The sequence below is a fragment of the Saccharothrix sp. NRRL B-16314 genome (genome assembly GCF_000716595.1).
GTDB lineage: Bacteria > Actinomycetota > Actinomycetes > Mycobacteriales > Pseudonocardiaceae > Actinosynnema.
Window position 1 is genome coordinate 194,063 of sequence record NZ_JNXC01000012.1, and the last position, 11,825, is coordinate 205,887.

Annotated in this window: 12 protein-coding genes; 6 read left to right on the plus strand and 6 right to left on the minus strand. The window is 70.8% G+C overall.

Going from position 1 to position 11,825, the window contains the following annotated elements:
• The first annotated feature begins 104 nt into the window (after positions 1-104).
• The 5 genes from OQ02_RS19580 to OQ02_RS19600 all read left to right on the plus strand — a co-directional run bounded on the left by OQ02_RS19580 (position 105) and on the right by OQ02_RS19600 (position 5,954).
• On the plus strand, positions 105-1,850 hold the full coding sequence (locus OQ02_RS19580) for an ABC transporter substrate-binding protein (protein ID WP_033440018.1): 1,746 nt from the start codon (positions 105-107) through the stop codon (positions 1,848-1,850).
• Positions 1,847-2,803 carry an ABC transporter permease gene (locus tag OQ02_RS19585; protein ID WP_331281540.1) on the plus strand — a complete coding sequence of 319 codons (957 nt, stop codon included), beginning with the start codon at positions 1,847-1,849 and terminating at the stop codon, positions 2,801-2,803. Before OQ02_RS19580 ends, OQ02_RS19585 begins: the two co-directional genes overlap by 4 nt.
• A complete protein-coding gene (locus OQ02_RS19590; RefSeq protein ID WP_033439903.1) occupies positions 2,800-3,684 on the plus strand; it encodes an ABC transporter permease in 885 nt (294 codons plus the stop codon). Before OQ02_RS19585 ends, OQ02_RS19590 begins: the two co-directional genes overlap by 4 nt.
• Positions 3,681-5,276 carry a nickel ABC transporter ATP-binding protein NikE gene (gene nikE, locus OQ02_RS19595; RefSeq protein ID WP_051772535.1) on the plus strand — a complete coding sequence of 532 codons (1,596 nt, stop codon included), beginning with the start codon at positions 3,681-3,683 and terminating at the stop codon, positions 5,274-5,276. The genes OQ02_RS19590 and nikE overlap by 4 nt, the downstream gene beginning before the upstream one ends.
• Before the next feature lie 144 nt (positions 5,277-5,420).
• Positions 5,421-5,954, plus strand: a complete 534-nt coding sequence (locus OQ02_RS19600) for an EF-hand domain-containing protein (RefSeq protein ID WP_033439904.1) — start codon at positions 5,421-5,423, stop codon at positions 5,952-5,954.
• A gap of 170 nt (positions 5,955-6,124) precedes the next feature.
• Here the strand turns inward: OQ02_RS19600 and OQ02_RS19605 are convergent, their stop codons facing one another.
• The 6 genes from OQ02_RS19605 to OQ02_RS19630 all read right to left on the minus strand — a co-directional run bounded on the left by OQ02_RS19605 (position 6,125) and on the right by OQ02_RS19630 (position 10,867).
• Positions 6,125-6,496 carry a winged helix-turn-helix transcriptional regulator gene (locus OQ02_RS19605; protein ID WP_033439905.1) on the minus strand — a complete coding sequence of 124 codons (372 nt, stop codon included), beginning with the start codon at positions 6,494-6,496 and terminating at the stop codon, positions 6,125-6,127.
• Between the two features lie 3 nt (positions 6,497-6,499).
• A complete protein-coding gene (locus tag OQ02_RS19610; RefSeq protein ID WP_033439906.1) occupies positions 6,500-7,711 on the minus strand; it encodes an acyl-CoA dehydrogenase family protein in 1,212 nt (403 codons plus the stop codon).
• Positions 7,711-8,718 carry a phosphotransferase family protein gene (locus OQ02_RS19615; protein ID WP_033439907.1) on the minus strand — a complete coding sequence of 336 codons (1,008 nt, stop codon included), beginning with the start codon at positions 8,716-8,718 and terminating at the stop codon, positions 7,711-7,713. Before OQ02_RS19615 ends, OQ02_RS19610 begins: the two co-directional genes overlap by 1 nt.
• Positions 8,715-9,356 (minus strand): HAD family hydrolase, encoded by a 642-nt coding sequence (locus tag OQ02_RS19620; RefSeq protein ID WP_033439908.1) that lies wholly within the window; start codon positions 9,354-9,356, stop codon positions 8,715-8,717. Before OQ02_RS19620 ends, OQ02_RS19615 begins: the two co-directional genes overlap by 4 nt.
• Positions 9,357-9,514: 158 nt before the next feature.
• On the minus strand, positions 9,515-10,156 hold the full coding sequence (locus tag OQ02_RS19625; protein ID WP_231500117.1) for a DUF6886 family protein: 642 nt from the start codon (positions 10,154-10,156) through the stop codon (positions 9,515-9,517).
• Positions 10,157-10,429: 273 nt separating this feature from the next.
• Positions 10,430-10,867, minus strand: a complete 438-nt coding sequence (locus OQ02_RS19630) for an Hsp20/alpha crystallin family protein (RefSeq protein ID WP_033440021.1) — start codon at positions 10,865-10,867, stop codon at positions 10,430-10,432.
• A 100-nt stretch (positions 10,868-10,967) separates the two neighbouring features.
• On the opposite strand from OQ02_RS19630, the gene OQ02_RS19635 reads away from it, so the two are divergent.
• On the plus strand, positions 10,968-11,537 hold the full coding sequence (locus OQ02_RS19635) for a hypothetical protein (RefSeq protein ID WP_033439909.1): 570 nt from the start codon (positions 10,968-10,970) through the stop codon (positions 11,535-11,537).
• The last annotated feature ends 288 nt before the right edge of the window (positions 11,538-11,825 follow it).

Sequence of the window (11,825 nt, forward strand, 5' to 3'; positions counted from 1 at the left end):
CTTCTTGACGCGCACCTCACGGTAGTGGTTACTTCTTGACCTCGACTCACGGGCAGGAGGCGGTCACTGTGGGTATCCGGCGGTTCGGCGCGGTCACGGCGGCGATGGCATTGGTGGTGTTGCTCGCGCCCACACCGGCGCCGGCGCAACAGACGGTCACGTTGAGGGTGGCGATCACCCAGCAGGTCGATTCGCTCAACCCGTTCCTGTCGATCTTCCAGGCGGGCACCGAGGTCGGCAGGCTGATGTACGACTACCTCACCGCCTACGACGTCAAGGACCAGCGCCCCGTGGAGGGCCTGGCCCACAAGTGGGAGTCGTCCGAGGACCGGCTGACCTGGACGTTCCACGTGCCCGAGGGCAAGAAGTGGTCCGACGGGCAGCCGATCACGGCCAAGGACGCCGCGTTCACCTACAACCTGATGATGCGCGACGAGGTCGCGGCCACCGCCAACGGCAGCTTCACCGCCGCCTTCGAGTCCGTCACCGCGACCGACGACCGCACCCTGGTGATCAAGACCAAGCAGCCGCAGGCCACCATGCTCGCGCTGGACGTGCCGATCGTCCCCGAGCACGTGTGGTCGAAGGTCACCGACATCGCCGAGTACCGCAACGACCAGACGCCCGTCGTGGGCAGCGGGCCGTTCGTCCTCGCCGAGTACCGGGCCAACGAGTTCATCCGGTTCAAGGCGAACAAGGACTACTGGCGCGGCGCGCCGAAGTACGACGAGCTCACGTTCACCTACTACAAGACCTCCGACGCCGCCGTGCAGGCGCTGGGCAAGGGCGAGGTCGACCTGGTCAACCGGATGGGCCCGGCGCAGTTCGACTCGCTCAAGGACAAGGCCGGCATCACCCGCAACCAGGCGCACGGCCGCCGCTTCAACGAACTCGTGATCAACTCCGGGGCGGCGACCCGCACCGGCGAACCGATCGGCGACGGCCACCCCGCGCTGAAGGACGTGGTGGTGCGCCGGGCGATCGCCAAGTCGCTCGACCTCGACGCGATCATCAAGCGGGTCAACGGCGGCTACGCGCAGCGCGGCACCGGCCCCATCCCGCCCGTCTTCGCCGACTACCACCTCAAGCCCGAACCGGCGCACCCCTACGACCCGGCCGCCGCGAACGCCGACCTGGACAAGGCGGGCTACGCGCGCGGCGCGGACGGCATCCGCGTCTCGCCCGAGGGCAGGCGGATGGAACTGCGGCTGCTCGGGCACGCCAGCCGCGCCTACGACGAGCAGACCGGCGAGTTCGTCAAGCGGTCCCTCGCCGACCTCGGCATCGTCGTCGACGTGCAGATCGTGTCCGACAACCAGCTCAACGAGTCCAGCACCGCCGGCACGTTCGACCTGGTGTTCTCCGGCTGGGGCACCAACCCCGACCCGGACTTCATCCTGTCCCTGCACACGTGCGACCAGCGGCCCAACGCCGACGGCAAGGGCGGCACCACGGACACGTTCTTCTGCGACGCCGAGTACGACGCGCTCTACGTCGAGCAGCGCGCCGAGTTCGACCCGGAGAAGCGGCGCGAGCTGGTCCGGCAGATGCAGCAGCGGTTCTACGACCAGGTCCCCGCGGTGGTCCTCGGCTACGACAACGCGTTGGAGGCCTACCGCAGCGACAAGTTCGCCTCGTTCCCGGTCCAGCCCGACCCCGGCGGCGTGATCATGGCGCAGAACGGCATGTGGGGCTACTACGGCGCCGTGCCAGCCGCGTCGGCCGGTGAACCCGGCGGGTCGAACACCGGCCTGATCGTGGGTGTCGTCGGCGGCGCGCTGATCGTGCTCCTGGGCGGCGTGTGGCTGATGAACCGCCGGCGTGGCGCGCGCGCGGAGGACCGCGAGTGATCCGCCACCTGGCGGGCAAGGTCGGCGGCGCGCTGGTCAGCCTGCTGTTCGTGGTGGCCCTGGGTTTCCTGCTGTTCCGGGTGATCCCCGGCGACCCGGTGGTCGCGATGACGCGCGGCCGTCCGGTCACCGGGGACCAGCTCGCCGAGCTGCGTGCGCGGCTGGGCGTGGACAAGCCGCTGGACGAGCAGTTCGTGGACTACCTGACCGCGGCCCTGCGGGGCGACTTCGGCACGTCCTACGTCTACAGCCGGCCGGTGATGGAGCTGATCGGCGAACGGATGTGGCCGACGATCCTGCTGACCGGCACCGCGACCGTGCTGGCGGTGGTGCTCGGGCTGTGGCTGGGCATCCGCGGTGCGTGGCGGCGCGGATCGCGGTCGGACCGGATCTCCACCGGTGCGGCGCTGGCGCAGTGGGCGATGCCCACGTTCTGGCTGGGGATGCTGCTGTCGCTGGCGACCGGTGACCTGTTCCCCAGCGGCGGCATGCGCTACCCGGACACGCCGCCGGACTTCCTGTCCCAGGCGCTGGACGTGGCGCACCACATGGTGCTGCCGTGCCTGACCATGATCGCGGTGGTCTACGCGCAGTACCTGCTGGTCATGCGGTCCTCGCTGCTGGAGGAGATGCACGCGGACTACCTGACCACGGCGCGGGCGAAGGGGCTGCGGGACGACCTGGTGCGGCGGCGGCACGCGGTGCCCAACGCGTTGCTGCCGACCGTGACGCTGGTGTTCCTGCACCTGGGTCTGGTGGTGTCGGGGGCGATCACGGTGGAGACGGTGTTCTCCTGGCCCGGGTTGGGGCTGTTGACCTACGAGGCGTTGACCGGGCCGGACCTGCCGCTGTTGCAGGGCACGTTCGTCGTGCTGGCGGGAGCGGTGATCACCATGAACGTGTTCGCGGACCTGCTGTACCGGGTGCTCGACCCGCGGGTGCGTGCGTCGTGACGGCGATCGTGTGGCAGCGCCGTCGGGCGACGGCGGGGGCGACGTGGCGTGAGTTCGCGTCGCAGCGGTCCGGGCTGGTCGGGCTGGTCGGGTTGGCCGTGATCGGGGTGCTGGCGGTGCTGGCGCCGTTCGTGACCGACCAGTCGGGGCTGGACGTGACGCGGCTGACCGCGTCGCCGTGGGAGCCGCCGTCGTCCTCGAACTGGCTGGGGACCGACCACAACGGGCGTTCGGTGCTGCTGCTGACGTGGTGGGGCACCCGGATCTCGCTGGTCGTGGGGCTCGCGGCCACCGTGTTGTCGGTGCTGATCGGTACCGTCGTCGGGATCACGGCGGCGCACTTCGGCGGCTGGGTGTCGGCGGTGCTGATGAGGTTCACCGACTTCTTCCTGGTGCTGCCGTCGCTGGTGCTGGCGATCGCGCTGTCGACCGTGCTGCCCCGCGGTCTGGGCACGATCGTGCTGGCGATCGGCGTCACGTCGTGGCCCGCGACGGCACGGCTGGTGCGGGCGCAGACGCTGGCGGTGGAGGCGCGTCCGTTCATCGAGCGCGCCCGAGCGCTGGGCGGCGGCCACGGGCACGTCATCGGCCGCCACGTGCTGCCCGCGGTGCTGCCGCTGGTGTTCGTGAACACGACGCTGACGGTGGCGAGCGCCATCGTGGCGGAGTCGACCCTGTCGTTCCTCGGGTTGGGCGATCCGACACGGGTGTCGTGGGGGTCGCTGCTGCACGCGGCGAACATGCACGGCGCCGTGTCGCAGCGGGCGTGGTGGTTCCTGATTCCGCCGGGGTTGGGCGTGGTGTGCGTGGTGCTGGCGTTCACGCTGTGCGGGCGGGCGCTGGAGACGGTGCTCAACCCGCGGCTGAAGGGGGAGCGGTGAGCCTGCTGGAGCTGCGGGACCTGAGCGTGCACTACCAGGGTGCGCGGGGCGAGGTGACGGCCGTCCGGTCGGTGTCGCTCGCGTTGGAGGCCGGGCGGACGCTGGGGTTGGCGGGGGAGTCGGGCTGCGGCAAGTCCACCGTGGCCATGTCCGTGCTCCGGCTGCTGCCCCGCAACGCCCGCGTCGAGGGGCAGGTGCTGCTCGACGGCGAGGACGTGCAGACCATGTCGTGGGGCCGGCTGCGCGCGGTGCGGTGGGCGGCGGCGTCGGTGGTGTTCCAGGGTGCGATGCACGCGCTGAACCCGGTGCACCGGGTGGGCGAGCAGATCGCCGAGCCGATGCGGCTGCACGGCGTGACCGGGTCGGTGTCGGAGCTGCTGGACCAGGTGGAGCTGCCCGCCCGTGCGGCACGGGCCTATCCGCACGAGTTGTCCGGTGGGCAGAAGCAGCGGGTGATGATCGCGATGGCGCTGGCGTGCGCGCCGCGGCTGGTCATCGCGGACGAGCCGACCACGGCGCTGGACGTGGTGGTGCAGGCGCAGGTGCTGGACGTGCTCAAGCGGCTGGTGTCCGAGCGGGACATCGGGCTGGTGATGATCAGCCACGACCTGTCGGTGCTGGCGTCGACGTGCGACCGGCTGGCCGTGATGCGGAACGGCGAGATCGTCGAGGAGGGTCCGGCGCGGGAGGTGATCGCGTCCCCCACCCACCCGCACACGCAGGCGCTGGCGGCGGCGTTCCCGACCGTGGGCGATCCCGCGTCGCGGCACGTCACCCCCGCGGATGCGGAGCCGTCCGGTGCTGCGGACCGGCCGGTGCTGCTGCGCGCGGAGGGTCTGCGCGTGGACTACGGCTCCACCAAGGCTGTGGCGGGGGTGGACCTGGAGGTGCGGGCCGGGGAGATCGTCGCGCTGGTCGGCCAGTCCGGCTCCGGCAAGACCACCCTCGCCCGGACCCTGCTCGGCCTGCAACGACCGACGGCCGGCCGAGTCCTGTTCGAGGGCGCGGAGCTACCCCGCTCCGCGTCGGGCCTGCGCGCCTACCGGCGGCAGGTGCAGCTGGTGTTGCAGGACCCGACGAGCGCGCTGAACCCCCGGCACTCGGTGTACGAGGCGGTGGCCGAGGGTCTGCGCATCCACCGGGTCGACGGTGACGAGGCGGAACGGGTCGCCGAGGCGTTGTCCCATGCGGAGTTGCGCCCGCCGGAGCTGTTCTTCAGCTCCCTGCCGCACGAGTTGTCGGGTGGGCAGCGGCAGCGGGTGGTGATCGCCGGCGCGCTGGCGCTGGGGCCGCGGCTGCTGATCGCGGACGAGCCGGTGGCGTCGCTGGACGCGTCGGTGCGCGGGGAGATCCTGGCGTTGCTGCTCCGGTTGCGCCGCGACCTCGGCCTGGCGGCGTTGGTGATCACGCACGATCTGGGGTTGGCGTGGACGATCGCCGACCGGGTGGCGGTGATGTACCGGGGTGAGCTGGTCGAACAGGGCACCGTGGAGCAGGTGCTCCTGTCGCCGCAGCACGAGTACACCCGCACGCTGCTGGCCGCAGTCCCCCATCACGGCGTCCCCGAACCGGACCGGACCGGCACACCGTAACGCTCACACGCCTCTACTCCACCGGGAGGAATCGACGTTTCGATCGGGTGATCCGACTTTCGATCGAGGCGGCCTTGATGTGTCGATGCACCATAGTCGGCCGTACCGGGCCGTCCCGGTTGTCGAGATCAAGGGGAGTCGGACATGATCGCCCAACTTCAGCAGCGGAAGTTCGAGCAGCACTTCGACAGGTACGACCGCAACGGCGACGAGGTCATCGACCAATCGGACATCGACGGCCTGGTCCAGGGCTGGTGCGTCGGTTTCGGCGTTCAACCCGGCTCGGAGCAGTGGCGGCGCGTCACCAAGCTCGCCAACAGGTTCTGGCAGATGCTCGACGGGCATCTCGACGCCGACGGCGACAAGGTGATCACCAAGGAGGAGTGGGTGGCGGCACACGACAACCCCGACTTCGTCGAGAAGGTCGCCATGCCGCTGGCGCAGGCCACCTTCGAGCTCGGCGACACCGACGAGGACGGCCGCGTGTCGCTCAACGAGTGGATGACCCTCCAGGCGTGCGCCAGGGTCGGCCAGATCGAGGCGCTGGAGGCGTTCCAGGCGCTCGACAACGACGGGGACGGGTTCGTCACCGCGGACGAGCACGCGGCGGCGATCCGCGAGTTCTACCTGAGCACCGACGCGAACTCCGCCGGCAACCGGTTGGCGGGCCGGATCTAGCACCGCTTTTCGGAACGTCGACCCGATGATCGGTCTGGTGGCCGGCGCAACTGGGCACAGTGGACGTGCGGGCGGTCAACGAGGCGGTTCCGGCACCTGAATCCGCCGGCCCCGCCGCCCGCACGTCCCTCGACAGAAAACACTCTGTTGCCCATTCGACCGGAATATCGTCATTCGGCCGGAACGTCGCCCGGAACGACCAGGCCGCCGCCGACCTCGTGCTGCCACCGGGCATCGACCAGGTCGCCGCTGTGCTCCTCGGCCCACGCCGCCAGCGCCCGAACCGGCGCGAGCAGCGACCGGCCGAGCCCGGTCAGCTCGTACCGGCCGTCGACCGCGACCAGCAGCCCGTTCCCGCGCAGCCGCGCCAGCGTCTGCGTGAGCATCTTGTTGCTGATGCCGCCGATCCGCTCCAGCAGCTCGCCGTAGCGCAGCGGCTTCTCACCGAGGGCGACGACCACCACGACCGACCAGGTGTGCCCGATGACCTCGAGGGTCGTGCGGGCGGGGCAGTCGGCCAGGAACACGTCGTAGTCGCTCACCCGTCACAGATACCGCTTGAGCTCCCGCTTCGCCAGCGACATCCGGTGCACCTCGTCCGGCCCGTCGGCCAGCCGCAGCGTGCGCGCCGCCGCCCACAGCTCCGCCAGCGGGAAGTCCTGGCCCACGCCGCCCGCGCCGTGCGCCTGGATCGCCTTGTCCAACACCCACTCCGCCATGATCGGCGTGCCGATCTTGATGGCCTGGATCTCCGTGTGCGCGCCCTTGTTGCCGACGGTGTCCATCAGCCACGCCGTCTTGAGCACCAGCAGCCGGGCCTGCTCGATGCGGACCCGCGACTCGGCGATCCACTCCTGCACCACGCCCTGACGGGCGATCGGCCCGCCGAACGCGACCCGTGAGATCACACGGCGGCACATCAGCTCCAGCGCGCGCTCGGCGATGCCGATCAACCGCATGCAGTGGTGGATGCGACCTGGGCCGAGGCGGGCCTGGGCGATCGCGAAGCCCTCGCCCTCGCCGGCGATGAGGTTCTCCGCGGGCACCCGCACGTTGTCGAACACGATCTCCGCGTGGCCGCCGTGCGAGGCGTCGGTGTAGCCGAACACGTGCATGCCGCGCTTGACCTGCACACCGGGCGTGTCGCGCGGCACGAGGATCATGGCCTGCTGGCGGTGCCGTTCGGCGTCGGGGTCGGTCTTGCCCATCACGATGAAGATCGCGCAGTTCGGGTTCATCGCGCCCGACGACCACCACTTGCGGCCGTTGACGACGTACTCGTCGCCGTCGCGCACGATGCTGGTGGCGATGTTGGTGGCGTCGGAGGACGCGACGTCGGGTTCGGTCATGCAGAACGCGGAGCGGATCTCGCCGTCCAGCAGGGGCCGCAGCCACTGCTTCTTCTGCTCCTCGGTGCCGAACATCGTCAGCACCTCCATGTTCCCGGTGTCCGGCGCGGCGCAGTTGAGCGCTTCGGGCGCCAGGTGCGGGCTGCGGCCCGTGATCTCGGCCAGCGGCGCGTACTGGAGGTTCGTCAGCCCGCCACCGTGCTCGGGATCGGGCAGGAACAGGTTCCACAGGCCCTGCCTGCGCGCCTCGGCCTTGAGCTCTTCGAGGACGGGCGGCCGGGCCCACGGGTCCTCCGCGTCGTGGAGCTGCTGCTCGGCGACCGGCTCGGCGGGGTACACGAACTCGTCCATGAACCGCAGCAGCTTGTCGCGCAGTTCCTCGGTCTTGGCGTCGTAGGCGAAGTCCATCAGTGCTCCCCTGAGGTCGCGGCGAGTCCCTGCCGGACCAGCGGCAGGGTGAGGTGGCCGATCGTGTCGAACCCCGCTCCCACGGTCTTGCCGTGGGTGAAGCGGAAGTGGATGCCTTCGAGGATCACGGCGAGCTTGAAGTACGCGAACGCCGTGTACCAGGCGAGACCGCTGACGTCGGCGCCGCTGCGCTCGGCGTAGCGGCGCACCAGCTCGTCGGGGCCGGCGAACCCCGGAAGGGTGGGCACGGTGCCGGTGATCGGGTCCTCGTCGCGCCCGCCGACGCCGTTCCAGTACACGCACAGCAGGCCGACGTCGGCGAGCGGGTCGCCCAACGTGGCCATCTCCCAGTCCAGGACCGCGCTGATGTCGAGCGGGTCCTCGGTGACCAGCACGTTGTCCAGCCGGTAATCGCCGTGCACGATCGTGGCGCGACCGGAGACCGGGACGGTGTCGGCGAGGCGGTCGCGCAGGTCGTCGATGCCGGGCAGGTCACGGGTGCGGGACGCCTCCAGCTGCTTGCCCCAGCGGGAGACCTGGCGTTCGAGGAACCCGTCCGGCCGGCCGAAGTCGCCGAGACCGACCGCCTTCGGGTCGACCGCGTGCAGGTCGGCGAGCACGTCGACCAGCCTTTCGGACAGCGCCTTCGCCTTGTCCGGGGTCATCCACGGGCACTGGTCGCGGTGCCGCAGCGCCGCGCCGGGGACCTCTTCCATCAGGTAGAACGGCGCGCCGATGACGTCGGTGTCCTCGCACAGCAGCTCGACCTCCGGCACCGGCACGGCGGTGTCGGCGAGCGCCTTGATCACCCGGTGTTCGCGGGCCATGTCGTGCGCGGTGGCCAGCACGTGGCCCAGCGGCGGGCGGCGCAGGACCCAGCGGCGGGTGCCGTCGGTGACCCGGTAGGTGAGGTTGGAACGGCCGCCGGGGATCAGTTCGCCGGTCAGGGGGGCGGTGCCGAGGTAGGTGGCGAGCCGGTCGAGGTCCAGGCCCGGCAGTCCGGTCATGCGGCGGCTCCCTGGAGCTGGGCGATCACGGCGCGCGTGGTGTCGGCGTCGGTGTGGAGGTGAGCGTGCAGGCCGACCGCCTTCGCCCCTTCGACGTTGACCGGCGCGTCGTCGAAGAACACGCACCGGTGGGCGGGCAGGCCGATCTGGTCGAGGGTGTGCCGGAAGATGGCCGGGTCCGGTTTGCGCAGGCCGACCCGGCCGCTGATCACGATGGTGTCGAACAGTTCCAGCAGGAGGTCTTCGGGGTAGCCCTCGCCCCAGCTGTTGGACAGCAGGACGGTGCGCAGGCCGTCGGCGCGCAGTTCGCGGACCAGGTCGACCATCTTCGGGTCGGGGTGGGCGCTGCCGAACATGCGGCGCAGCAGGCCTGCCGACGCCACCTCCCGCCCGTCGAGGGTGACGAGCTCGGCGGCCAGGAGCGATTCGAACTCCGCGGTCGTCAGCTCGCCGGTCTCCAGGCGGAACACGGGGTTGTCCGGGGCCGCCCGCCGACCCATCCAGTTCCGCATGGTCTCGCCGTAGCGGGCCCGGTCGATGTTGTCCGACGTCAGCCAGTCCTCGATGAAGGCGGGCACGGAGACCGTGAGCACGCCACCCCAGTCCAGCACCACCGCGTCGATGCGCCGTTCTTCCACGTCGAGAGGGTACCGACCGGTCGGTATGTAGGCAACCCGCCACGCCGGCACAGCCCTTCACCGCACAGCCGCACGACCATTGCCGCACAGCCGCACAGCCATTGCCGCACAGGCCTTCACCGCTCGGACCCTTCGCCGCGCGGCTCGCTGTGACGCGCCTACTGCGGCCCCGCCGGGCCTCCCGGTGCCGCTGGCCCTTCCGGTGCCGCGGACTCCTCCGTTTCCCCCGGCCCCAGCGGCCCTGCGGGTCCCGCAGGACCCGCGGACTCCTCCGGCCCTCCCGGTTCCGGCAGGGCGTTGCGCAGCCGGATGCCGCTGAACCCGAGCGTGCTTGCCACCACCCTCCGCCAGAACGGCCACAGGTTGGCCATCACCCGCACCTCGATGCCTGCGGCCTCGTGCGGCACCAGCAGATCCCCCACCGGCACGGGCGGGCCGAGTGGTTCGACCGGTCCGGTCGCCACGTGCGCGTTGGGCGGCTCGCCGAACGGCCGGAACGCTCGGGCGTCGAACCGGTACGCGTACAGGCACGCCGTCCGCATCCGACCCAACCAGCCGAACTCGATCGCGTGCACCCGTTCCGCGCCGAGCCAAGCCCGATCCTCGGCGCTGGTGGTCGGCTCGACCCACGCCATCGCACGCGGACACTGGCGCGGGAACCAGTAGTCGGGTGCCCGGTCGTGGTCGACCGCCCACACGTAGGCCTCGGGCTGCCGGGCCGTCGCGGCCACGTGCGGCTCGAACCGGGCGATCGTCGGATCTTCCGAGAAGTGCAGCACTTCCCCTGGTGCCGGCCGCATGACCGGCCATCCTCCCGGAAGTCCGCCGCCTCGGACGACAGGTTTCCTCGTGACCCCCTTTTCCTGGTGGCTCCTTCTCTGCCCGGTTCGCGTTCTCTGCCCGGCTCACGTGCACCCGGTTCAAGCCTGCTCGGGTCAGACCTGCCAGGCTCGCGCCTGCCGGGTTTCCGGGCGCTCGCGGCGGGCTCTCGACGGTTGCGGTCAGAGTGCGACGTGCACCGGGCCTACCCGCCGTAGACCCGGTGCACGTCCTGGGAACCGACGGCGCTCGGCTCAGGCGTTGATTTCCCTCGGTGCGTCGTCGGTCTGGCCGATGGTGATCTTGCGGGGCTTCGCCTTCTCCGCGACGGGGATGCGCAGCGTCAGCACGCCGGAGTCGTAGTCGGCCTTGATGCCGTCGAGGTCGAGCGAGTCGCCGAGGAACAACTGACGGGAGAACACACCGAGCGGGCGCTCGGACAGTTGCATCTCGACTTCGTTGTCCGTCCGGCTCGGGCGCCGCTCCGCCCTGACGGTGAGCACGTTGCGTTCCACGTCGAGATCGATCGCGTCCGGGCTGACACCGGGCAGGTCGAACTCCACCACGAACTCGTCACCGGCGCGGTAGGCGTCCATCGGCATGGGCGTGGGCCGCGACCAAGTGCCTGGTCCGGTGAAGAACTGCTGCGCCAGTCGGTCCAGCTCGCGGAACGGGTCCGTGCGCATCAACATCGGGAACACCTCCTGTTTGTTCGGGTCAATGCGCTGCGACTCAGTTCTACCACGTCATCACTTCGTTGACAACCCCATCCGTCATCTGTACGTTGACGTCATGGCGATCGGAGATTACGAGACCGTCCGGGCGGCGGCCACCGGGGAGGAACTCAGTGCGGGGCAGGTGTTGTCCGCGCTGGTCCTGCTGCGGCGGTTGCGCGACGAGTTGGCCGGGTGGGAGCCGCAACTGATCGCCGCGGCGCGCGAACTGGGCACGAGTTGGGCCGAGCTCGCGCCCGCGCTCGGGGTGGCCAGTCGGCAGGCCGCCGAGCGCCGCTACCTGAGGCTGCGCCCGTCGGACCTGGGCGCCACGGCCGAAGGTCGGGTGCGTGCCGAGCGTGACCGGCGGGCGGCAGACCGCGCGGTGTCGCAGTGGGCCCGCGACAACGCCGCGTCCTTGCGCAGCCTGGCCGGTCAGGTGGGTCGGGTGGACGTGGTGGTTCGCGAGGCGCTGGCGGATGACGACGTCGTCGCGCTGCTCGGGCCGTTGACGGCGGCACTGGCGACGGTCCGGACGGCCGACCCCGGCTTGGCCGCCGAGATCCAGTCGGTCAACGAGCAGACGGAGGAGGTGCGACGCGACACCCAGACACTGCGGGACAGCCAGACACTGCGAGACAACCAATGACCGTGCCGAGACGGGCGATGACCGTGCCGACGGCCTGACACCGTCGACTAGGACCGTGACCTCACCGACGGGCGGATACTGCCGAACCGCCGCGCCCAGCCCGGCGGCGGGGCGTCCCGGCAGTCCGACCGCCGCACAAGGGTGGGCTGCGTCGCTGGTCGACGTGGGCGGAAGTCGAGCGCGTACCGCGTGTCCGGCGCGGTCGCGCGACGTGGTGGTGCGGGAGTTGCCAAGGGATTGGCGACGACGGCCGCCGGTGAATGCTGTGTTCGTTCGTGGCGTTCGGTG

What these genes read in the sequence shown, in the direction of transcription:
- OQ02_RS19610 (WP_033439906.1), bottom strand. Translation starts at nt 7,711, where the DNA reads ATGGACTTCGCCTACGACGCCAAGACCGAGGAACTGCGCGACAAGCTG.
- OQ02_RS19635 (WP_033439909.1), top strand. Translation starts at nt 10,968, where the DNA reads ATGGCGATCGGAGATTACGAGACCGTCCGGGCGGCGGCCACCGGGGAG.
- OQ02_RS19600 (WP_033439904.1), top strand. Translation starts at nt 5,421, where the DNA reads ATGATCGCCCAACTTCAGCAGCGGAAGTTCGAGCAGCACTTCGACAGG.
- OQ02_RS19615 (WP_033439907.1), bottom strand. Translation starts at nt 8,718, where the DNA reads ATGACCGGACTGCCGGGCCTGGACCTCGACCGGCTCGCCACCTACCTC.
- OQ02_RS19630 (WP_033440021.1), bottom strand. Translation starts at nt 10,867, where the DNA reads ATGTTGATGCGCACGGACCCGTTCCGCGAGCTGGACCGACTGGCGCAG.
- OQ02_RS19625 (WP_231500117.1), bottom strand. Translation starts at nt 10,156, where the DNA reads ATGCGGCCGGCACCAGGGGAAGTGCTGCACTTCTCGGAAGATCCGACG.
- OQ02_RS19580 (WP_033440018.1), top strand. Translation starts at nt 105, where the DNA reads ATGGCATTGGTGGTGTTGCTCGCGCCCACACCGGCGCCGGCGCAACAG.